Here is a 21,007-nt window from a genome sequence, read left to right on the forward strand (position 1 = left end):
GCCCCGGTTAGCGCCTTCAGGTCACCGATTTCATTTTGCGTGCAAGATAAGCTTTGATATTCGGCCACTTCCGGTACTCCGTCTTACCGTACAAATCGCTGAAGCCTTCGGCAAACGCCTCTTCCGCCCCGCCGCTGGTGCCGCCCTGCCAGTAGTAGTTCTCGAATGACTCCGGCGTTGTGTTGCCCAGATCTTTTTCCCAGGCAGCAATAAAACTGGCTCGTTTACTTAAATAATCGCCCGCTTCGCCCGTGCCCTTTGGCCCCATTAACGCTTTTTCGCCAAAGCTACGATCAATCGCGTGGGCATATTCATGCAGCACTAAGTTAGTCGAGCTGTGGTTCGTTGCTGGCACCCACTCACCGTATTTGTCTTTACTCAATGACACAATGGTTTCGTCAGGATGAATACCCTGCGCCGCCATTTTCCCGATAGCGCCGATACCCGGCACGGACGACCACGTCTGCCCCTGCGCCCAGCCTCTTGGCGTAACGTTTTTCAAACTGCGACGGCCAGCATGGTTGGTAATATTGTCGTTTGTCGCGGTTATAAACTGCCCCAGAGAGATGGCCTTATTAAGCACCGGAAAGGGGATTTTTTGCAGCGCATCTTTCACCTTCGTCACATCCATCGGAATATTGTCCGGCGTCGTGCTGGTATAGATGGAGTGCACAATCTTTTCCCGGGCGACAATAAAATCCGCAATCGCCGCCATATGTTCAGCGGTTATCATCGCCGTACTGTTTAAGGGGACGGTGTCGCCAAGCGCGTACCAGATCTCTTTGTATACCGTGCCGCCATGAACGTTGTAGATCGCCTGAAATACTTGCTGGTAGGTCTGGAGAGATTTTGCGAGGCCAGCGCGCCGCGCCTGTTTTGCAATAAGGTTGCGCGCGGTATCTTCCGCTTCGTCTTCAGAAGATGACCCGGCGCTGCCTTGATTTTGCGGCCTGGCTTTCTCTTTTGCATAGGCATACATCAGTTTCTCTCCCGGCGCTTTAATTTACCCGTTCGCCCCGCTGAACAACCGCCAGGATTGTTATCTGTACAGCCTGTAAATATCACCCTTATATTTTTTCACCTCCGCCGCCGACTGCTCAACAAAGCGATAAGTGGCGCCGGTACGACCAATATATTTAAACTTCGTGCCAACGGGGAAAATACTCTCTTTTTCAATGGCATCGCCATATTTAAAATCTTTTGGATTGCCCGTGATGTCGTATATCACACCAAACTCATCCAAATCTGCAAGTGAGTTATATTTACCCGAGGAGAATTTTTCTGCCGTTTTCTTATCCTGAGTGACCGACATAAGAAAATTGGCGCTGACTAACACACCAGGCCCGATGGCGTTGAGAACGGGGCGGTGTTTTGTCCCTCTGTAATAGGTATTCATACCGCTGGATTTCGCCTCCTCTGCGGCCTGGTTCATGATGGCTACGGCATTGCTTTTTTCACTTAACGTTTTGATGACGCGCTTTATATCTATCCCGGGCGCAAAAGCCGCAGGATTTGTGCCGACTTCAAACTCTCTTTTGGCTTCTCGCGCCAGTTTTGTCGAGTCAGGAATATCAATATCCTGTCCTTTTGCCTTTCTGATAAGCGAGTTTATAAACAGAGCACCTTTGTTAATGGCATATAAGTAGAGCGCGCCATCCACAATATCGCTGGAAAATTTGTATCCCCCAGTCGTTGCTGATGACGCACTTTTGGATGAGGCAGCATTTGCGCTACCCTGGCTGTTTGCAGCGGCACCTGAGCGATATTTCGCAACCAGCAGGTGGGGCTGTTTTAATTTGGGATTAAGCTGCTTTATTTTATCGAGGATGGTTTTGAGATCATCCTTAGGGAAATTATTAAACCGGAGTTGTTCGAGGATTTCCTCTTCTGAAGGCGCGGCAGTTTGTGCAGGATATTGAGGCTTGGTTTTCTCTTTTGCATAAGCATACATAAGCTTCATCTCCGGAAGTGATTTTCCGTTAAGCGTAGCTATGGCCTGAGTGTGTGAAGCGCGCTTTCAGAAGTTTCATGGGTAAATGAGCACAGGGGGTCACATAGACCGGACAGGCATTAGCCCTGTCCGGCGAACGATCAAAAATGGGCTCAGGCCAGCACGCGATCGGCGATCAGCATGCCGGTGGCCATCTGCAGGTTGATATAGTGGGCGAGGTCGCGCTGTTCCGGGCGCGGCAGGTAAGGCAGCTCGCCCACCAGCGGCGCGGGCAGTTTTTTGCTCAGCACGTTGATGATCTCGGCATAGTGCGCAAGGCCCGGGTTGATGCGGTTTGCTACCCAGCCAATCAGCGGCAGGCCATCGCTGGCGATCGCCTGCGCGGTAAGCAGTGCATGGTTGAGGCACCCTTCCTGAATCCCTACCACCATCACCACCGCCATCTGTTCCTGCACCACCCACTCGGAGAGCGGGCGCAGATCGTTCATCAGGCTGCGCCAGCCGCCGGTGCCTTCGACAACGACGTGATCGACCTGCTTACACAAATCGGCCAGCCCGTTCGACAGCAGGGTGTAGTTGATGGGGCAGCTGTGCGCCACGCTGCTCTCCTCTTCGCTCAGCGCAATCGGATTGATGGCGCTGTAAGGCAGTTCGAGGGAGGAGACACTTTGCAGCACCAGCGCGTCTTTATTACGCAGCCCTTCCGGCGTTGCCTGACTTCCTTTTGCAACAGGCTTATAACCTGCCACCGTTTTGCCGCTGGCAGCCAGCGCCTGGAGCAGCGCGCGGGACGCCACTGTCTTCCCGACAGAAGTGTCTGTACCCGTAACAAAGAAACGCTTAAGCATAAGTAACTCCACCGTTAAGCAACGAAAATATAAACCGGAAATATAATTCAGAGCAGAAAGTCTACGGGAAGTGGTGGAGGCTCAATTTGAGATAGCGCAATTTTTATCGCGACTGGGTAAAAATGTTACCCCTGTAACAAACGAATCAGCAGCGATCCGTTATACATCGCGTCTTTTACCAGCGCGGCACCCGCCATGGTGCCCTGATTGGTGAACTGCGTACTCTCAACGGAGATATGTTGGCTGTACGCGGGTAGCGCCTGCTGGCGAATGCAGTCGGTAATGGTAGGAAACAGCACTTCTGCCGCAAGGCTTAGCGGCGAGCCAATCAATATTTTTTGCGGATTGAACAAATTGACCATGATGGCCAGAATGCGCCCGATATTCGCTCCGACGCCGCTGATGATATCTTTTGCCAGCAGATCGCCCTGCTGTGCCGCCTGGCAGAGCCACTCCACTGTTAAGGGCTGCTGGTGCAGCATCGAACTCATCGACTGGCTCATGCGCAGCTGCGCCAGCTCCAGCACACTCTCCACGCTGGCGATGGTCTCCAGGCAGCCGTGGTTGCCGCAGTAGCAGCGCTTGCCGTAGGGATCGACCTGCGTATGGCCAATCTCCACCAGGCTGCTGCTGCCCGCATGGAGCAGGCGTCCATCGGTGATCACCCCGGCACCGACGTTATGATCGATCACCACCTGAATCACATCCCGCGCGCCGCGAGAGGCGCCAAACAGCGCTTCCGCCATCGTCCAGGCACTGATGTCATGCTGCACATAGACCGGCACGCCGGTATGGGCCTCCAGCGCTTCGCCGAGCGGCATCTCCTTCACGTCCTCATAGAAAGGCATGCGGTGGATAATGCCATTTTCCGTATCAATAATGCCCGGCAGCGTGATAGCGATTGCCGTCAGCCGCTCAAGCTTGTGCTGATGGCGGGTAAAAAATTGATCGATATGGGTAATGATGCGGATGAGCAAGGGTTCGGCGGCGGTTAAAGGAAGATCGAGACGATCCTCGACCACCAGCTTGCTGCTTAAATCGCGCAGGGAGAGAAAAATTTCGCCACGACTAATACGCAGCGAGAGGTAGTGCCAGGCTTCGGTTTCGACCACCAGCCCGACCGCCGGACGCCCGCGGCTGCCCGGCTCCTGGATCTCCGTCTCCTGCACCAGATGGGCTTCCAGCATTTCGCGCACAATTTTGGTGATGCTTGCCGGGGCCAGCTGCGCTAACCGGGAGAGGTCGATACGCGAGACCGGGCCAAGCTGGTCGATGAGGCGATAGACTGCGCCCGCATTGGTCTGCTTTATTTGATCAATATGCCCCGGCTGGCTATCAGCGACCACCTCATACTCCCTTATTTTCGCGCTTCGAAATAAACATTCGGCTATGGTGAAACACTTAACGGCTGTCGTCAAATATTTACCCATGCTTGTGATTTAACGCACATTTTGCCCGCCGTTATGGGCGAAATTCAGCCGTTTGCCGCGTCAAGGAGCTGCTGTTTGAAACGCGCCGCCCCTGCCCCCTGCTCCTGGTGTTTTGACCACACCAGCCACATCTCCGAGACGGCATCCTCTTCCACAATCGGTATCCAGCACATCTCGCTGAGCTGAACGCGGTGAAACGAGGCGGGCAAAATCGACACGCCAAGCCCTGCGGCCACCAGGCCGATAATGGTCATCGCCTCGCCCACCTCCTGCGCGATGCGAGGCGTCAGCTGGTAGCGCCGCATCAGGCTGAGGATATCGTCATACAGGCCGGTACCGACATGGGGATCGAAAAAGACAAATGGCTCCTGCGCCAGCTCGTGCAGCGAGACGGCCGTGCGTGTTGCCAGCGGGTGGTTACGCGGAACCATCGCCAGCAGCGGCTCGCGCAGGATCACCTCCCACGCCAGCGTCTCCGGCAGCGGGGTGTTGCGCATCAAACCGAGATCCAGCGTTCCCTCATTAAGTGGCGCTATCTGTTCGCGGGTATTGATCTCTCGCGTCTGGATATGCACATCCGGGTAGCGCTGGCGAAAGGAAGAGAGGGTATCTGAGACCGCTTTAATAAAGGGTGCGGAGGAGGTAAAGCCAATGCGTAACTCGCCTGTTTCGCCCTGGTGCAAACGTAGCGCACGGGCGGCGGCTTCATCCACCTGGTTTAAGATCTGCCGGCTGTCGGCCAGAAACTGGCGGCCGGCCGGGGTCAATGAGACGCTACGATTTGTGCGGGCCAGCAACCGCGCGCCGACCTGCTGTTCGAGGATCTGAATTTGCTGGCTCAGGGGCGGCTGCGAGATGTTCAGCCGCGCGGCGGCATGACCAAAATGGAGCTCTTCCGCCACGGCGATAAAGTAACGCAGGTGGCGCAGTTCGATATTCATATTTTTAAAGTATTATTTGAGATTATTAATATATTAGACAGAATATTGCCGCTTTCATACCCTTACGCCGTGGTAAGCCTGTCCCCGTAATGACGGGCCAAAAAGGTAAGGATCCCAAGTGAGTCGTACAACAACGGTTGATAGCGAACCGACACACATCGTTAACGAAAAACCCGTCGCTCAGTCCGGGCAGTTTATTAAACGTGGTACTCCCCAATTTATGCGCGTCACGCTGGCGCTCTTCTCCGCCGGGCTTGCGACCTTCGCCCTGCTCTACTGCGTTCAGCCCATTTTGCCGGTGCTCTCCCATGAGTTCGGTGTTTCGCCCGCCAGCAGCAGTATCTCCCTCTCTATTTCTACCGCCATGCTGGCGATTGGCCTGCTCTTTACCGGGCCGTTATCAGATGCAATCGGGCGCAAAAATGTGATGGTTACCGCGCTGCTTCTGGCGTCGTGCTGCACGCTGCTTTCAACGATGATGACCAGCTGGCACGGCATTCTGGTGATGCGCGCGCTGGTGGGGCTCTCCCTCAGCGGCGTGGCGGCGGTCGGTATGACCTACCTGAGTGAAGAGATCCACCCCAGTTTTGTCGCCTTCTCGATGGGGCTCTATATCAGCGGGAACTCCATCGGCGGCATGAGCGGCCGCCTGCTGAGCGGTGTTTTTACCGACTTCTTTAACTGGCGGGTGGCAGTAGCGGTGATTGGCTGCTTTGCGCTGGCTTCGGCGCTGATGTTCTGGAAGATTTTGCCCCCCTCGCGCCACTTTCGCCCCTCTTCGCTGCGGCCAAAAACGCTGCTGATTAACTTCCGTCTGCACTGGCGCGATCGCGGCCTGCCGCTGCTCTTTCTCGAAGGCTTTTTGCTGATGGGGTCGTTTGTCACGCTGTTTAACTATATTGGTTATCGCCTGATGCAATCCCCGTGGATGCTGAGCCAGGCGGTGGTTGGCCTGCTTTCGGTGGCCTATCTGACCGGCACCTGGAGTTCGCCAAAAGCGGGCGCGATGACCAGCAAATATGGCCGCGGCCCGGTGATGATCGCCTTTACCTCAATCATGCTGCTCGGTTTACTGCTGACGCTCTTCTCGTCGCTGTGGGCGATCTTTATCGGCATGCTGCTCTTTACCAGCGGTTTTTTTGCCGCACACTCCGTTGCCAGCAGCTGGATTGGCCCACGCGCTAAGCGCGCCAGAGGCCAGGCCTCGTCGCTCTATCTCTTCAGCTACTATCTTGGATCGAGCGTGGCAGGAACCTTAGGCGGCGTCTTCTGGCACAGCTATGGCTGGAACGGCGTCGGCGGGTTTATCGCGGCGATGCTGGTGCTCGCCCTGCTGGTCGGCACAAGGCTGCACGCGCGTCTGCACTAGCGCGTATAAGGAAGACAGGCCCTGCGCAAGCGGGGCTTTTTTATTGCAATGTAGTGCGGAAAAGGGCTAGAAAAGCGCAAAGACGGAGCTTGCGCCCATCAACTCCCGCACAGCGTCAAGCGCCATTAAACTGCAGATCACCCAAATGAAAGGATTCATGGTTTTTTGCTGTGTTATGCGTTTATTGGTTAAATGAATGTGTTCTCTATTATGGTACAGATTTTAACATTAGCCGCAGAACTACTATTTTTGGGCGTTCGGGTTAATAAAATGCAAAAAAATCAGAGGCATTATGGATAAGCAGAACTATCAACAACTCACCCGTACCTTCCTTCGCCTGTCACGTTTCTCACATCTTGCCGCCGTTGCCGGCTGGGATATGTTCGCCATGATGCCGCCGGGCGGCAGCGCCGCGCGCGGTGAAGCGCTGGCCGAGCTGAGCGTGCTACGCCACCAGATTTTAACCAATCCGCAGGTCGGCCAGTGGCTCTCCAGCGCCGGTCAGGAAGATCTCAACGACGTTGAACAGGCTAACCTGCGTGAAATGCAGCGCCACTACGATGAAGCAGCCCTGCTGCCGGAAGCGCTGGTGGAAGCCCTTTCGCTGGCGGGCAGTAAATGTGAACACGCCTGGCGTACCCAGCGCCCGGCCAATGACTGGGCGGGCTTCTCCGCCAATCTGAAAGAGGTGGTGAAACTCACCCGCGAAGAGGCGAAGCTGCGCGCGGCGGCGAAAGGCTGCTCGCCCTATGATGCCCTGCTGGATAAGTTCGAGCCGGATATGACCAGCGCCCGCCTTGATGAGCTGTTTGGCGAGGTCAAAAGCTGGCTGCCGGATCTGCTGAAACAGGCGGTAGAGAAACAGGCGCAGCAGACGCTTATCGCCCCGCAAGGGCCGTTCCCGATTGCCGATCAGCGCGAGTTGGGTTTGCAGGCGATGAAGACGCTCGGTTTCGATTTTAACGGCGGACGCCTTGATGTCAGCGCCCACCCCTTCTGCGGCGGCGTGCCGGAAGATGTGCGCATCACCACCCGTTACGACGAAAATGAGTTGCTGAGTGCTCTGTTCGGCGTGGTGCATGAAACCGGTCATGCCCGCTATGAGCAGAACCTGCCGCGTAGCTGGCCGGGTCAGCCGATTGCGCTGGCGCGCTCGACGGCGATCCACGAGTCACAGAGCCTCTTCTTTGAGATGCAGCTTGGCCGCAGCGAAGCCTTCCTGCGCCGTCTGCAGCCGGCGATTATTGAGCGGTTCGGTATGCAGCCTGCCTTTGAAGAGCACAATTTTATCGCCTGGAACCAGCGCGTGAAGCCGGGCTATATTCGCGTTGACGCCGACGAGGTGAGTTATCCGGCACACGTTATTCTGCGCTATGAGATCGAGCGGGCGCTGATCGACGGTGAGATTGAGGTCGACGATATTCCGGCACTGTGGAATGAAAAGATGCAGGCCTGGCTTGGACTTTCGACTGAAGGCAACTACCGCAACGGCTGTATGCAGGATATCCACTGGACCGACGGTGGCTTTGGTTACTTCCCCTCTTACACCCTGGGCGCAATGTACGCCGCACAGCTGTTCCACGCCGCGCGCCGTGCGCTGCCGGGTCTGGATGACGCTATCGCCGCCGGTGATTTCAGCGCGCTGTTTGAGTGGCTGCGCCAGAACATCTGGCAGCACGGCAGCCGCTTTAGCACTGCCCAGCTGATTGCCAACGCCACCGGCGAGCCGCTGAATGCGGACTATTTCCGCCAGCACCTTACCCGCCGTTACCTCTGATCACCCCGCGCCGGATCCGCTTTCCGGCGCGTTTTCCCCCGCTGTACATTCCGTTACACGCCGATACCAATCACTCACGGAAACGCTTCGATAACAGGGATATAGTTCTTTCAACGGCCCCGCAGTGGGGTTGAATGAAGAAACCAATTCGAGGATATCAAAATGAAAAAAGTATTAGCTCTGGTTGTTGCCGCTGCAATGGGTCTGTCTTCTGCTGCTTTCGCTGCTGACACCGCTGCCACCTCTCAGGCTCCGGCTGCTGCGCCGACCACTACCACCGCAGCTCCGGCTGCTGCTGACACCAAAGCAGCTCCGGCGAAGAAAGTTCACCACAAGAAACACAAAAAAGCCGCTGAGCAGAAAGCTCAGGCTGCTAAAAAACAGCACAAGAAAGCCGCCGCTAAACCGGCTGCTGAGCAGAAAGCCCAGGCTGCTAAAAAGCACCACAAAAAAGCAGCTGCTAAACCGGCTGTAGAGCAGAAAGCCCAGGCTGCTAAAAAACACCACAAACACGTAAAACACACTGCTGCTAAACCGGCTGCACAGCCGGCTGCATAAGCCACGTGTCTGTAACCGGCGCTCCCCATGAGCGCCGTGCTAAAACGCGGCGCTGAGCCCTTCGGGTGAAGCGCCGTTTTTCTCTGGAGGCCTGAGCATGCTGCGACGTTATCGTTTTGAAGTTATCCTGATGATGTTAATTCTCTGCGCGCTTATCGCCCTCCGTTTCTATCTTTATTGATGTAGCACGCTGATTTTACTCCCGCTTTCTATGCGTCCCGTCTATATTTATTACTCATGGCTCGACCTTAATAATCATAATTTCCCCACCTGAGAGTACTATGCGAAGAACCGTTGTGCTGTTGCTGGGACCGCTGCTTTTGTTTTCCGCTGTTGGACATGCTGATGATGGCGATGAGGACGCGGTTAGCGCCAGGGATATAAAAACCCTCTTTTTTGGGCATGACGATCGTGTCCGCGTCGCGTCGCCGACCACCGCACCGTGGGATGCGATAGGCCAGCTCGAGACCGCCAGCGGCAATCTCTGCACCGCCACACTTATCTCCCCGCATCTCGCCTTAACCGCCGGGCACTGTCTGCTGACGCCGCCGCGCGGCAAAATTGATAAAACGATAGCGCTGCGCTTTGTGTCGCAAAAAGGGATCTGGCGCTATGAGATCCACGGTATTGAAGGGCGGGTTGATGCCTCATTAGGTCGACGCCTGAAGGCCGACGGCGAAGGGTGGATTGTCCCCTCCTCGGCCGCCTCATGGGATTTTGGGCTGATCGTTTTGCGCTATCCCCCCTCCGGCATTACGCCGCTGCCGCTGTTTAGCGGCGATAAAGATGCGCTTACTGCCGCGCTGAAAGCCGTCAACCGCAAAGTGACGCAGGCAGGTTATCCGCAAGATCATCTGGATAATCTCTTCAGCCACCAGGATTGTATTGTGACGGGCTGGGCGCAGAGCAGCGTGCTGTCGCATCAGTGCGATACGCTACCGGGCGATAGCGGTTCACCGCTGATGTTAAAAACCGATGAGGGCTGGCAGCTGATCGCCGTGCAAAGCTCCGCCCCGGCGGCAAAAGATCGCTGGCGCGCCGATAACCGCGCGATTGCGGTGACCGGTTTTCGTGACAAGCTGGACGCACTGGCCAGCGATACGGTGCAGTAACTCACTCCTGCCGCTGGAGAGGCTGTTGTAACAGCTTCTCCAGCGGCATCGGCGCGCTAAAGTAGAAGCCCTGCAACTGATCGCAGCCTGCATCACGCAGCAGCGCCATTTGCGTTTCGTTTTCCACCCCTTCCGCTACGACCTGCATCCCCAGCGCGCTGGCAATGCGGATGGTGCCGCTTACTAATGCTGACGCCTGCTCATCGTTATCCACTAATCCGGCGAGGGATTTATCAATTTTGATGGTGTCGAAATTAAAGCGCCGCAGGTAGCCGATGCTGGAGTAACCGGTGCCGAAATCATCGAGCGCGACCGCCGTGCCCAGCGCTTTTAAGTTGGCAATCGCCGCCTGCGCGCGCTCCGGGTTCTCCAGCACGTACGTTTCCGTCACCTCCAGTTGCAGGCGCTGCGCCGGAAAGCGGCAGGTCTCCAGCACCTGAGCGACTTTGTCTTCAAACTCCGGGTCGCGAAACTGCGCGGGAGAGATATTGACCGACAGTTTGAGCCCCGCGTGCGGATAGAGATCGCGGCAGGCGCGACGCAGGACAAACTGCCCCAGCGCGTAAATCAGGCCACTGGTTTCAGCAATCGGGATAAACTCGTCCGGTTTCAGCTCGCCATCCGGACGCCGCGGCCAGCGCGCCAGCGCTTCAACGCCGCTCATCTTGCCGCTGCGGGCATCGATAATCGGCTGATACCAGACGTCAAACTCCTCCCGCTCCAGCCCGTCGCGAATATCGTTTTCAATCATCAACTGCCGCTCGCGGGCGCTGTTTAGCGCGGCGTCATAGTGCGTCATCCGCGCTTTGCCGCACATTTTCGAATGGTACATGGCGATATCAGCCCGGCGGAACAGCTCGGAGCTTGAGCACTCCACCAGCGTTCCGCTGGCGATGCCGATGCTGGCGCTGATATGCAGCGAACGTTTGCCAATGCGCACCGGCGCGCAGAAGTAGTCGAGCACCGTTTGCGCAAAGTCGGTGGCTTTTTCAACCGACCACGGCCCGCTCAGGGTCATGGCGAACTCATCCCCGCCCATGCGCGCCAGCATGCCGTCGGTCGGCACTTTTTCCTGCAACGTCTGCGCAATGGTGACGATCAGCCGGTCACCCACGTCATGACCGTAGATATCGTTCACATCTTTAAAGCCATCAAGATCGATAAACACCACGCTTATCAGATCGCTGTTGCCCCACTCGCTCCACTGATCTAACTGCTCAATCAGCGCGCGTCGGTTAGGCAGACGGCTGAGCCAGTCGGTTAGCGCAATGCTGCGCGCCAGCTTCTCCCCTTTTGCCAGCTTATAAAGCCCGGCGCTGCTGAGCACGATAAACAGCAGGATAAGACCCGAGGCGAGCATCGCGATCTGGCGGATATCGGCTGCCGCCGCGTCTGCCGCTTCCGCACCCGGAAAGTGCGGCTTCCAGCTCATATAACCAAGGAATTCATCGGCGGAGCCGTGCAACGGCATGCTGCTGCCCTGCGCGTTTTGCGGCGACAGGCGCAGGTTCTGGATCTGAAAGGTGCTGCCCAGTTCGCTGAGCAGTTCATCATCAAGATGACGGGTCATCACTAAGTAACGCCGCGCGCTGCCCTGCTTATCAAGCCGCCCCGACACCGGGCGGATCAGGCCAATGCTGACAAACGCTACTCCCCGGTGCGTGCGGGTGATACCGGCGAAAATGTCCTTGCCCTGCTGTAGGGCCGCGGCATGGTTGCGAATAAGCGCCGCCAGCCCGTCGCCAAAAAAGGCGAGATTGCGCTCGGTAAAAGGCTGACTGCGAAACGCGCCCCAGACCACTGCAAAGTGCTCATCCAGCACAAAGGTGCCGTCATAGAGATTGTCGACTTTAAAGCCCGCGCCCCAGGTGTTGTAGAGCCAGCCGGTGTCCATCGGGGTGCGGTAGACGACGCGCACCGCCTCATCCCACACCGCATTATCGAGGCCGAGAGATCGCATCCTGTTGACCGAAGTCTGAATCGCCCCCTGCACGGCGAGTGCCGCGCGGTGCTCATCGATTTCATTCGCTTTACTGCTAATCAGGTGCAGTGAGAGATAGAGGAGCGCAACGACGGAGATGATGAGCCCAGCTCCCGCCAGAAAAATCATCACAAAGAGCGTTCTTGCTGTGGGGATATTGCGCCAGCTTAGCGGATTGAGCATCGACGACCCTTACTGGTGTCCCGTAACGTTTGTTATTGTCCTCTAAGCGTAATACAGCCCACAAATTTCGTTGCCCGCAAACGCGGGCAATATCACATCAGGCAAGTTTTATCAGCATCATCCCGATAAGCAGCAGCGCCAGGCCGATCCAGCCTTTGCCATTGAGGCGCTGGCCGAAGAGGATCCAGCCGGCGGCGAGCGTCGCCACGATACCAAACCCGCCCCACAGGGCGTAGGCGACGGAGAGATCGATCCCCTTTACCGCCTGCGACAGCGCGCTGAACGCCGCCAGCACTGCCACTAACGATCCGCAGCCATAGAGTTTGCGACGAAAGCCGTCAGAAAGTTTTAAAAAGATATTGGCGATAATTTCCAGAATAATGGCCATCGCCAGCCATAACGCGTGCACCCACTCAAGCAGTAACATGACCCTGCTCCTGACGTGGGGCTTTACGCGTGCCGGACTTGATCAGCACAATACCGAGCGCCAGCGTCACCAGACCCGCCGCTTTCAACGGTGAGAGGGGTTCATCAAACAGCAGCACGCTAAACAGCGTAATAATGGCAATACCAATACCTTCCCATAATGCGTAGGCCACGCCGAGGGCGATTTTTTTCACCGCAAACGCCAGGAAAATATAGGAACAGGCGATCATCACCAGCATTAAAATAAAACCGCTGTGGCTGTCGTTAATACTTGCCCATTTCATAGATAGCGTGCCGGTTATTTCCGAGGCAATCGCCAACGCTAATAAAATCCAGTAAATCATATTTTTTCTCCTGCTTGAGAATAGAGATCCTTGCGATTTACCGCATAGCGGAAAACCGTAAAAAAATTAACAGTTGCGCACAGGGCGCCGGATCGGGCAGGAGAGGACTACAGCGCAGTGCGCCAGTATTGTTCGCCCGCAGGCGGGCAGCAGAAGGAGGCAGGAAGTGAAAAACAGGGGATAAGACTACTGAACCGAATGTCCATATTTTTACAATTTACCGCGCGTTGCTTCTCTTCGTGGCGGTTAAAAATTGTCCTCAGTTGTTGTACATGCCTTATATTTAGCACAAGCTAAGATTTTACTCAAAGTATTTGCAATTCTTTACCGCTCGTCGAATTAATTAAACGCAGGCTAAACGAACGGCTGCCGGTTTATTTCCGGCAGCCTGTTACGTTTTATTCCTGCTGCGTATTAAGCGCATTGGCACGCGCTTCTGCCAGCAAGTTCCAGGAGGAGATAAACAACCCTGCAATGAGTGGCCCGAGCACAAAGCCATTGATGCCAAAGAATTGCAGACCGCCAAGGGTGGTCAGCAGGATCAGGTAGTCCGGCATGCGGGTATCTTTCCCTACCAGCAGCGGACGCAGCAGGTTGTCTGCCAGCCCGACCACAATCACAAAGTAGAGGGTCAGCAGCGTGGCGGTGAGCAGCTCGCCCGTGGAGTAGAGGAAGATCACTGCCGGGATCCAGATAAGTGCGGTACCGACCGCTGGGATCAGCGACAGGAACGCCATCAGCGCACCCCACAGCAGGCTGCCGCTCAGACCAGCGAACCAGAAGCCAATCCCGCCCAGCGCGCCCTGCGCAATCGCTACCACCAGCGTCCCTTTTACCGTCGCGCGCGCCACACCGGCAAATTTCAGGAACAGACGGCGTTTGATTTTGGCCGACAGCGGCATCACCTCGTAGATTTTTTTCACCAGCGCGGCGCCATCTTTCAGCAGGAAAAAGAGCAGATAGACCATCAGCGAGAAGCTGATGGTTAATCCCAGTGTCCCCTTACCGATAATCACCGCGCTACCCGCCAGATAACGCCCGACGCTGAGCGCAACACCCGAGAGTTTTTCGCGGATGGCGTCCACCGAATCGAAATTGTTTTCGCGCAGCGCATGTTTTGCCCACTCCGGCAGGTGCGCAATGCCGTTACTTAACAGCTGCGGCAGATCCGTCGCGTTAGTTTGCAGACGCTGGTAGAGCGCGTTGATCTCTACCGCCAGCGACGAGAGCACGATCATCATCGGGATAAAGACGAGGATGCAGATCAGCAGCACGGTAATCAGCGAGGCGATACCGTTCCGCCCGCGCAGGAGCATAGTGAGCTTTGTGCGCAGCGGATAGAAGATCAATGCCAGGATCACCGCCCAGATAATGGCGGAGTAGTAAGGCTGGATCAGGGTGAAAAACGCCACGCTGACCAGTAATAACAAAATGGTAAAAAAGAAGTTGTTGCTCTTGAGCGTTGTCATGCGGACCGTCCAATGGAAAGATTCTCACTAAGTGTAGTGTCTTACCCTTTGATTGCAAAAGCATTAACCGTCAAAACACGCAGCTCGCCGCGCAAACGCTGAAAATGATTGTGCAAAAAATTGCCAATATCATCAGGATCTTTCAACGATCCTGCCTCCAGGGGGTTGATCCTTTCGTGCGAACAACGATACTGTATTTATATACAGTAATAATAAAAGATCGACACCCATTATGACTACCAGCGCTTTTCCGAGTCCGGCTGCGGACTACATTGAAGATGCGATCGACCTGGTGAGCAGCCTGATCGCCCACCCGTCGGCCACCTATGTAATGCGGGCGTCCAGTGACGCCATGTGCGGGGCGGCGATCCTGCCGGGTTCGCTGTTACTGGTCGATACCAGCCTGCAACCGGGCGATGGGGATATTGTTGTCGCCCGCCTGTTAAGCGGTTTTATGGTAAAGCGGCTGAGGCTGCGGCCTTATCCGCAGCTGGTGGCGGATAACCCCGCTTATCCTGCGATCAGGATCGAAGAAGAGGAAGGCGCGCATATTGTTGGCGTCGTGACGACCGTGATCACTTTGCCGCCCCGCCATCATGTACGCGCTCGTTGATGTTAATTCGTTCTACACCAGTTGCGAGACCGTCTTCCGGCCCGATTTAACCGGTAAGCCGGTAGTAGTCTTATCCAATAACGATGGCTGCGTCATCTCCCGCTCGGCTGAAGCCAAAGCGCTCGGCATTACGATGGCTGACCCCTACTTCAAGCAGAAGGCGCTAATGGAGCGTCACAATGTGGCGGTATTCAGCAGTAACTACGCACTGTATGGCGATATGAGCCATCGGGTGATGACGCTGCTGGAGGAGCTTTGTCCGGCGGTAGATATCTACAGTATCGATGAAGCGTTTGTAGATTTAACCGGCATTCCACAGCTGCGCGAGTTTGGGCGCACCCTGCGTAACGCCATTTATCAGCGCACCATGCTCACCGTCGGCGTCGGCATTGCGCCGACGAAAACGCTGGCCAAGCTGGCGAATAACGCCGCGAAAAAGTGGCCGGAGGCATCGGGCGGCGTGGTCGATCTGTCGCGCCAGGCGCAGCAGCTAAAGCTGATGGCTGCCCTGCCGGTAGGCGAAGTGTGGGGGATTGGTCGCCGTCTGAGCAAGCGGCTGGAGGCGATGGGTATTGATACCGTGCTCAAGCTGGCGCAAAGCGATTTATGGCTTATCCGTAAAAACTTCAGCGTGGTGCTGGAGCGAACGGTACGTGAACTGCGCGGCGAGCCCTGTCTTGGATTTGCCGAATTCGCACCGGCGAAGCATGAAATCATCAGTTCGCGCTCCTTTGGCGAGCGCGTCAGCGACTACGCATCGGTGCGCGAAGGCATCTGCACCTGGGCGGCGCGGGCCGCTGAAAAGCTACGCGCGGATCGTCAATATTGCCGCTATGTCGGGGCTTTTATTAAGAGTAGCCCGCACGATGATGATGAACCTTATTACAGCAACAGCGCAGGCATTCGTTTACTGACGCCAACCCATGACACCCGCGATATTATTGCAGCGGCAACGCGTAGCCTGGATATTATCTGGAAGCAAGGGCCGAGATATCAAAAAGCGGGCGTTATGCTGGGGGATTTTTTTAGTAAAGGCGTCGCGCAACTTAATTTATTCGATGAATTTACTCCGCGCGAAAATAGCGAATCGCTAATGAATGTTTTAGACACGCTTAATAAGAAGGGAAATAAATTATGGTTTGCCGGCCAGGGCGTTGCGCCAGGCTGGAAGATGAAGCGCTCCCTGCTCTCCCCCGCCTGGACCACACGCTTAGCGGATGTTCCGCTTGTCGGCTAGCGGCTGCGCTTGGCGTGCCGCTCCCAGTTCTCCTGCTTTGCCTGCTCGGATTTGCGCAGGGCGACATAGCATGCGCCGCTGCCGCCGTGGTGCGGTAACGCCGGGCAGAACGCCTGAACATCCTCAAACTCCGGCAGCCAGCGCGCCAGGTAGCTGCGGATGATATTGGCGTGCGAGGTCTCATCGCGCCCTTTTCCGTGAATGATCAGCACATTGCGTAGCCCATCTTTACGGCTCTGATGCATAAAGCTAAACAGCATCTGCCGGCACTGCTCGACGGGCTGGCGCAGCAGGTTCAGGCTCGCCTGCTGGGTATATTTGCCCAGCCGCAGCTTATCGAGCACGCCGATTTGCAGCCCTTCGCGGCGAAACTCCAGCGGCGTATCAAGCGCTACCGGGTCAAGAAAGCCGGTGGTCAAAAAATTATCGAGTTGCAGGGTGTCAATGCGCTGCAAGGGTCGGGATTTATGGCTCGGGTGCCAGTGCACGTCGGCACTGCGTTTCAGGGGTTGGACATCCTCCATGGCGTCAAGAAACAGCGATTTTTCATCCGGGTTCATGGGGCAGTCCTCCAGCAACATCTGCTGAAGTACTATAGCTGGCGCAGGAGCGCTTCTCAATGCTGCGGGCAAATTATGCGTAGGCTCAAGGTGTTATAAAAACGGTATAACGAGGCGTTTCTTTATACCCTGCACCTCTGTTAAATAATCGTGAAATTAATCACCAATTAAAACTGGCAATAATTATTAAGGCCGCTATAAATATAAAGAAGGCGCAAGGATCGCGTGCAAAAAATAAAGATCGGATGCTAAGTTTGTGTGTACTCTGGAGCCTGACGGATGTCGGCAGGCTCTATTTTTTTTAATTAATAAACGTTAGTAACCTTATATTTTCTCCGCCATTTAACTCTTACGTGTTATTCCCTTATTGAAGACTCAAGCTACCACCCTTTCAGGGTATGGTGAGGCGCTTTTTTGTTTGCTAAATTATCGCCGCTATTTAGTGATAAGGACGCCCGATGCTCACCCTGCTTGAAGATAAAATCTCCACCCCGCTTGGCCCGCTGTGGATCCTCTGCGATGAGCAGTTTCAGCTGCGCGCCGTCGAGTGGGAAGAACATGATGCCCGGATGGTTGAACTGCTTAATATTCACTATCGTCGTGAAGGGTATCAGCGCGTGGCTTCGCAGAATCCTGGCGGGTTGAGCCAAAAACTGCAGGACTATTTCGACGGCGATCTGGCGGTGATTGATACCCTGCCGACCGCGACGGGCGGTACCCCTTTTCAACGTGAAGTGTGGCAGATGCTGCGCACCATTCCCTGTGGTCAGGTGATGCATTATGGTCAACTGGCGACAATTCTTGGGCGTGCGGGCGCGGCGCGTGCCGTGGGTGCAGCGAACGGTGCCAATCCGATCAGCATTGTCGTCCCCTGCCACCGCGTGATCGGCAGTAATGGCATGCTCACCGGCTATGCGGGCGGCGTGGCCCGTAAAGAGTGGCTGCTGCGCCATGAACGTTACTTACTATTGTGAGAAAACAGGTCTGTTTAGTATGCATTTCATGTACTTCGCTCGCTAAAGCCTTAGTGAATTGGTGGAAATTCAATAACATGAGACAAAGTAAGTCTTTACCGTTTCGCTCCACTGTTTCATTTATGGTGAATTGACGTTTTGCCAGGCTTACGTGCGCCATAAAAAGATGTTAAAATTGACCAATATCAATTACGGCGTAGAGCAGACCTATGATCCCGGAAAAGCGAATTATTCGACGCATTCAGTCTGGCGGTTGTGCTATCCATTGTCAGGATTGCAGTATCAGCCAGCTTTGCATCCCCTTTACTCTTAATGAGCATGAGCTGGATCAGCTCGACAATATCATTGAGCGTAAAAAGCCCATCCAGAAAGGTCAGACCCTGTTTAAAGCAGGCGATGAGCTGAAATCGCTCTACGCTATCCGTTCTGGCACCATTAAAAGCTATACCATCACCGAACAGGGTGATGAGCAGATCACCGGGTTCCATCTGGCGGGCGATCTGGTGGGCTTTGATGCCATCGGTACCGGTCATCACCCGAGCTTTGCTCAGGCGCTGGAAACCTCAATGGTGTGTGAGATCCCGTTCGAAACGCTGGACGATCTCTCCGGTAAAATGCCGAGCCTGCGCCAGCAGATGATGCGTCTGATGAGCGGTGAGATCAAAGGCGATCAGGATATGATCCTGCTGCTGTCGAAGAAAAACGCGGAAGAGCGCCTGGCGGCGTTTATCTATAACCTCTCCCGTCGTTTTGCGCAGCGTGGTTTCTCGCCGCGTGAATTCCGTCTGACCATGACCCGTGGCGACATTGGCAACTATCTGGGCCTGACCGTTGAGACCATCAGCCGTCTGCTGGGTCGTTTCCAGAAGAGCGGTATGCTGGCGGTAAAAGGGAAATATATCACCATCGAAAATGGCGATCTGCTCTCTGAGCTGGCGGGCCACGCCCGTAACGTTGCCTGAGTTTTACCCCCACCTTTTGCCTTTTTGCCGGGTCATTACATTTTTCTGATTTATTGATCCGGCAAAAGGTTTCCGCTGTTTCATTCAGCTTATATGGGTTATCTTTTACTGTCAGAGAGTGGTGACAGATGTAAGGAGACCCTGTATGGCTAAGTATCAGAATATGTTGGTCGCCATCGATCCTAATCAGGACGATCAACCCGCATTACGACGTGCCGTGTATTTGCATCAACGGATTGGCGGTCGGATCAAAGCATTTTTGCCGATTTATGACTTCTCATACGAGATGACCACCCTTCTGTCCCCCGATGAGCGAACGGCGATGCGCCAGGGCGTTATCAGCCAGCGCACCGCATGGATCCGCGAACAGGCGAAATACTATATCGACGCGGGTGTGCCAATCGACATCAAAGTGGTGTGGCATAACCGTCCCTTCGAAGCGATTATTCAGGAAGTGCTCTCCGGCGGCCACGATCTGCTGCTGAAGATGACCCACCAGCACGACAAACTGGAATCAGTAATTTTTACCCCGACCGACTGGCATCTGCTGCGTAAATGCCCCTGCCCGGTGTGGATGGTAAAAGATCAGCCGTGGCCGGAAGGCGGTCGCGCTGTCGTTGCTGTTAACCTTGCCAGCGAAGAGATCTATCACAACGCGCTGAATGAGAAGCTGGTGAAAGAGACCCAGCATCTGGCTGAGCAGGTCAACCATACTGAAGTGCACCTCGTCGGTGCCTATCCTGTCACCCCCATCAATATTGCGATTGAGCTGCCGGAGTTTGATCCGAGCGTCTATAACGACGCCATTCGCGGCCAGCACCTGCTGGCGATGAAAGCGCTGCGGCAAAAGTTTGGTATCGATGAGAAAATGACCCATGTCGAGAAAGGGTTGCCGGAAGAGGTGATCCCGGACCTGGCGGAACATCTGCAGGCTGGCATTGTGGTGCTTGGCACCATTGGCCGCACCGGTATCTCCGCCGCATTTCTCGGCAACACCGCAGAGCAGGTGATCGATCACCTGCGCTGCGATTTGCTGGTTATCAAACCGGATGATTACCAGTCGCCCGTTGAGCTGGATGACGACGAAGACGACTAAGCAAACAACCCGCCGCGAGGCGGGTTTTTTTATACTGCCGGTTGTTCACTCTGCGGCTCTGCCGACGGCGTTTCTACCGCCAGCCCTCCTTTCACCACCACGCACGGTATCGCCAGCTCAATCCCTTCTGCCGCCAGCTGCTCCATGATGCGGATATTGATCTCCTGCTGAATATCCATGTAGGTGTTGTAATCCGCCGAGTTAACAATGTGCACCACTTCAAAGTTCAGCCGATCGGTACCAAAGCCGAGGAAGTGAGCGCGATCGAAACGCGTATTGCCCACGTCGGTGATGATGGTTTTTACCATCTCGCCCACTTTGCGCAGCTTATCCGGCGGCGTGGTGAGCGCCAGGCCAAAAGTGAAGACGATACGGCGCGTCTGCATACGCTTGTAGTTATGCAGCGTTTGCTGCAACAGGATGGCGTTGCCGCAGACAATCTGCTCCCCGCTCAGGCTGCGAATACGGGTGGTTTTAAGACCAATATGCTCAATGGTACCGGCAACGTCGCCGAACACCACAAAGTCGCCGATCTCAAAGGGCTTATCGAAGCCGATGGAGAGCGAGGCAAAAACGTCGCTCAGAATGGTTTGCACCGCCAGCGCAATGGCGATACCGCCTACCCCGAGGCTTGCCACCAGCGCGGTAATATTGACGCCGACGTTTGCCAGGATCGACAGCAGCATCATCGTCCAGAGCATCATGCGCAGCAGCAGACCGGCAATCACCATAGTGACCGGGTTTTTGCTGGTATTAGGTGAGTACATCAGGTGGCGCATCCACGATACTACGCCCTGATCAAGCCAGAGCGCGATCTGGATCGCCAGCACTAAAAACCAGGCATGCCCGAGGGTGTTAAAGAGGTGATCGGGAAGGTCGACGAAGCGCAGGCTGAAGAGTAACGCCGCGACAAAGAGCAGGAATCTGCTGGTGCGGCTGAGCATATCCACCACCACATGCTGCAATGTGCCGACGCCGCCCTGCTTTTCACTCCAGCTACGCGCGCCTTTCAGCACCATTTTCAGTAAGTGGGTGAAGAGCCAGTAGACTACCAGCGTCACAATCACCACCGTACCAAGACCAATCCAGAATGAGGGCATCATCAAGATGGATATAAAGTCAAAACGTGACAAAAACGTCATCCTTCCTCCTTATAAAAAGATCAAGCAAGAAGTA

At 55.3% G+C, this 21,007-nt stretch carries 21 protein-coding genes; 9 read left to right on the forward strand and 12 right to left on the reverse strand.

The genetic code is table 11. From position 1 onward, the window contains the following. Window positions 1-16 precede the first annotated feature (16 nt). The 5 genes from IAE48_RS00190 to IAE48_RS00210 form a co-directional block, all read right to left on the reverse strand. On the reverse strand, window positions 17-979 hold the full coding sequence (locus tag IAE48_RS00190; protein WP_200133078.1) for a hypothetical protein: 963 nt from the start codon (window positions 977-979) through the stop codon (window positions 17-19). A gap of 60 nt (window positions 980-1,039) precedes the next feature. Next, window positions 1,040-1,960, reverse strand: a complete 921-nt coding sequence (locus IAE48_RS00195; protein ID WP_200133079.1) for a hypothetical protein — start codon at window positions 1,958-1,960, stop codon at window positions 1,040-1,042. Between the two features lie 143 nt (window positions 1,961-2,103). Next, entirely contained in the window at window positions 2,104-2,799 is a 696-nt protein-coding gene (gene bioD / locus IAE48_RS00200) for a dethiobiotin synthase (RefSeq protein WP_094419969.1), read from the reverse strand. 125 nt (window positions 2,800-2,924) lie between these two features. Further along, window positions 2,925-4,145, reverse strand: coding sequence for a sugar metabolism global transcriptional regulator Mlc (gene mlc / locus IAE48_RS00205; protein ID WP_200133080.1), 1,221 nt, complete (start codon window positions 4,143-4,145; stop codon window positions 2,925-2,927). A 128-nt stretch (window positions 4,146-4,273) separates the two neighbouring features. Next, window positions 4,274-5,170: a LysR family transcriptional regulator gene (locus IAE48_RS00210; protein ID WP_200133081.1), complete on the reverse strand. Its 897-nt coding sequence runs from the start codon at window positions 5,168-5,170 to the stop codon at window positions 4,274-4,276. Between the two features lie 118 nt (window positions 5,171-5,288). Between IAE48_RS00210 and IAE48_RS00215 the strand changes: the two genes are divergently transcribed. Further along, on the forward strand, window positions 5,289-6,539 hold the full coding sequence (locus tag IAE48_RS00215) for an MFS transporter (protein WP_200133082.1): 1,251 nt from the start codon (window positions 5,289-5,291) through the stop codon (window positions 6,537-6,539). A gap of 66 nt (window positions 6,540-6,605) precedes the next feature. On the opposite strand, the gene IAE48_RS24270 is transcribed toward IAE48_RS00215, so the two are convergent. After that, the gene (locus IAE48_RS24270; protein WP_208864599.1) at window positions 6,606-6,698 is read right to left on the reverse strand and encodes a KPN_01571 family protein; all 93 of its coding nucleotides are present in this window, start codon (window positions 6,696-6,698) and stop codon (window positions 6,606-6,608) included. A 133-nt stretch (window positions 6,699-6,831) separates the two neighbouring features. Here IAE48_RS24270 and IAE48_RS00220 point away from each other — a divergent pair, with 133 nt between their 5' ends. From IAE48_RS00220 to IAE48_RS00230, 3 genes are all read left to right on the forward strand, one after another. Further along, window positions 6,832-8,316, forward strand: coding sequence for a carboxypeptidase M32 (locus IAE48_RS00220; RefSeq protein WP_200133083.1), 1,485 nt, complete (start codon window positions 6,832-6,834; stop codon window positions 8,314-8,316). Window positions 8,317-8,478: 162 nt separating this feature from the next. After that, window positions 8,479-8,874: an acid resistance repetitive basic protein Asr gene (gene asr, locus IAE48_RS00225; protein WP_034814024.1), complete on the forward strand. Its 396-nt coding sequence runs from the start codon at window positions 8,479-8,481 to the stop codon at window positions 8,872-8,874. Window positions 8,875-9,155: 281 nt separating this feature from the next. Beyond that, entirely contained in the window at window positions 9,156-9,986 is an 831-nt protein-coding gene (locus tag IAE48_RS00230) for a serine protease (protein ID WP_200133084.1), read from the forward strand. 1 nt (window position 9,987) lies between these two features. On the opposite strand, the gene IAE48_RS00235 is transcribed toward IAE48_RS00230, so the two are convergent. From IAE48_RS00235 to IAE48_RS00250, 4 genes are all read right to left on the reverse strand, one after another. Beyond that, window positions 9,988-12,150 (reverse strand): bifunctional diguanylate cyclase/phosphodiesterase, encoded by a 2,163-nt coding sequence (locus tag IAE48_RS00235; RefSeq protein ID WP_200133085.1) that lies wholly within the window; start codon window positions 12,148-12,150, stop codon window positions 9,988-9,990. Between the two features lie 97 nt (window positions 12,151-12,247). Further along, on the reverse strand, window positions 12,248-12,577 hold the full coding sequence (gene mdtI, locus IAE48_RS00240; RefSeq protein WP_042717596.1) for a multidrug/spermidine efflux SMR transporter subunit MdtI: 330 nt from the start codon (window positions 12,575-12,577) through the stop codon (window positions 12,248-12,250). After that, entirely contained in the window at window positions 12,564-12,920 is a 357-nt protein-coding gene (mdtJ, locus tag IAE48_RS00245; RefSeq protein WP_042717594.1) for a multidrug/spermidine efflux SMR transporter subunit MdtJ, read from the reverse strand. The genes mdtI and mdtJ overlap by 14 nt, the downstream gene beginning before the upstream one ends. A gap of 398 nt (window positions 12,921-13,318) precedes the next feature. Continuing rightward, on the reverse strand, window positions 13,319-14,389 hold the full coding sequence (locus IAE48_RS00250) for an AI-2E family transporter (protein WP_200133086.1): 1,071 nt from the start codon (window positions 14,387-14,389) through the stop codon (window positions 13,319-13,321). 232 nt (window positions 14,390-14,621) lie between these two features. On the opposite strand from IAE48_RS00250, the gene umuD reads away from it, so the two are divergent. After that, window positions 14,622-15,002 carry a translesion error-prone DNA polymerase V autoproteolytic subunit gene (umuD, locus tag IAE48_RS00255; protein ID WP_042717591.1) on the forward strand — a complete coding sequence of 127 codons (381 nt, stop codon included), beginning with the start codon at window positions 14,622-14,624 and terminating at the stop codon, window positions 15,000-15,002. Beyond that, a complete protein-coding gene (gene umuC / locus IAE48_RS00260; protein ID WP_200133087.1) occupies window positions 14,986-16,239 on the forward strand; it encodes a translesion error-prone DNA polymerase V subunit UmuC in 1,254 nt (417 codons plus the stop codon). Before umuD ends, umuC begins: the two co-directional genes overlap by 17 nt. Here umuC and smrA read toward each other — a convergent pair. Beyond that, entirely contained in the window at window positions 16,236-16,799 is a 564-nt protein-coding gene (smrA, locus tag IAE48_RS00265) for a DNA endonuclease SmrA (RefSeq protein WP_094419978.1), read from the reverse strand. The two genes, umuC and smrA, sit on opposite strands and share 4 nt — an antisense overlap. Before the next feature lie 458 nt (window positions 16,800-17,257). On the opposite strand from smrA, the gene ogt reads away from it, so the two are divergent. The 3 genes from ogt to uspE all read left to right on the forward strand — a co-directional run bounded on the left by ogt (window position 17,258) and on the right by uspE (window position 19,831). After that, entirely contained in the window at window positions 17,258-17,773 is a 516-nt protein-coding gene (gene ogt / locus IAE48_RS00270) for a methylated-DNA--[protein]-cysteine S-methyltransferase (protein WP_200133088.1), read from the forward strand. Window positions 17,774-17,982: 209 nt separating this feature from the next. Continuing rightward, window positions 17,983-18,735: a fumarate/nitrate reduction transcriptional regulator Fnr gene (gene fnr, locus IAE48_RS00275; protein WP_023481718.1), complete on the forward strand. Its 753-nt coding sequence runs from the start codon at window positions 17,983-17,985 to the stop codon at window positions 18,733-18,735. A 145-nt stretch (window positions 18,736-18,880) separates the two neighbouring features. Beyond that, window positions 18,881-19,831 carry a universal stress protein UspE gene (gene uspE, locus IAE48_RS00280; RefSeq protein WP_094419980.1) on the forward strand — a complete coding sequence of 317 codons (951 nt, stop codon included), beginning with the start codon at window positions 18,881-18,883 and terminating at the stop codon, window positions 19,829-19,831. Between the two features lie 29 nt (window positions 19,832-19,860). Here the strand turns inward: uspE and IAE48_RS00285 are convergent, their stop codons facing one another. Further along, window positions 19,861-20,973 (reverse strand): mechanosensitive ion channel family protein, encoded by a 1,113-nt coding sequence (locus IAE48_RS00285; protein ID WP_200133089.1) that lies wholly within the window; start codon window positions 20,971-20,973, stop codon window positions 19,861-19,863. Between the last annotated feature and the right edge of the window lie 34 nt (window positions 20,974-21,007).

This window comes from Kosakonia sp. S57 (genome assembly GCF_016516575.1).
GTDB lineage: Bacteria > Pseudomonadota > Gammaproteobacteria > Enterobacterales > Enterobacteriaceae > Kosakonia > Kosakonia cowanii.

Coding starts and splice junctions, on each gene's coding strand:
- IAE48_RS00190 (WP_200133078.1), bottom strand. CDS start 979: ATGTATGCCTATGCAAAAGAGAAAGCCAGGCCGCAAAATCAAGGCAGC.
- IAE48_RS00195 (WP_200133079.1), bottom strand. CDS start 1,960: ATGAAGCTTATGTATGCTTATGCAAAAGAGAAAACCAAGCCTCAATAT.
- bioD (WP_094419969.1), bottom strand. CDS start 2,799: ATGCTTAAGCGTTTCTTTGTTACGGGTACAGACACTTCTGTCGGGAAG.
- IAE48_RS00210 (WP_200133081.1), bottom strand. CDS start 5,170: ATGAATATCGAACTGCGCCACCTGCGTTACTTTATCGCCGTGGCGGAA.
- IAE48_RS24270 (WP_208864599.1), bottom strand. CDS start 6,698: ATGAATCCTTTCATTTGGGTGATCTGCAGTTTAATGGCGCTTGACGCT.
- IAE48_RS00220 (WP_200133083.1), top strand. CDS start 6,832: ATGGATAAGCAGAACTATCAACAACTCACCCGTACCTTCCTTCGCCTG.
- asr (WP_034814024.1), top strand. CDS start 8,479: ATGAAAAAAGTATTAGCTCTGGTTGTTGCCGCTGCAATGGGTCTGTCT.
- IAE48_RS00230 (WP_200133084.1), top strand. CDS start 9,156: ATGCGAAGAACCGTTGTGCTGTTGCTGGGACCGCTGCTTTTGTTTTCC.
- IAE48_RS00235 (WP_200133085.1), bottom strand. CDS start 12,150: ATGCTCAATCCGCTAAGCTGGCGCAATATCCCCACAGCAAGAACGCTC.
- mdtI (WP_042717596.1), bottom strand. CDS start 12,577: ATGTTACTGCTTGAGTGGGTGCACGCGTTATGGCTGGCGATGGCCATT.
- mdtJ (WP_042717594.1), bottom strand. CDS start 12,920: ATGATTTACTGGATTTTATTAGCGTTGGCGATTGCCTCGGAAATAACC.
- IAE48_RS00250 (WP_200133086.1), bottom strand. CDS start 14,389: ATGACAACGCTCAAGAGCAACAACTTCTTTTTTACCATTTTGTTATTA.
- umuD (WP_042717591.1), top strand. CDS start 14,622: ATGACTACCAGCGCTTTTCCGAGTCCGGCTGCGGACTACATTGAAGAT.
- umuC (WP_200133087.1), top strand. CDS start 14,986: ATGTACGCGCTCGTTGATGTTAATTCGTTCTACACCAGTTGCGAGACC.
- smrA (WP_094419978.1), bottom strand. CDS start 16,799: ATGAACCCGGATGAAAAATCGCTGTTTCTTGACGCCATGGAGGATGTC.
- ogt (WP_200133088.1), top strand. CDS start 17,258: ATGCTCACCCTGCTTGAAGATAAAATCTCCACCCCGCTTGGCCCGCTG.
- fnr (WP_023481718.1), top strand. CDS start 17,983: ATGATCCCGGAAAAGCGAATTATTCGACGCATTCAGTCTGGCGGTTGT.
- uspE (WP_094419980.1), top strand. CDS start 18,881: ATGGCTAAGTATCAGAATATGTTGGTCGCCATCGATCCTAATCAGGAC.
- IAE48_RS00285 (WP_200133089.1), bottom strand. CDS start 20,973: ATGACGTTTTTGTCACGTTTTGACTTTATATCCATCTTGATGATGCCC.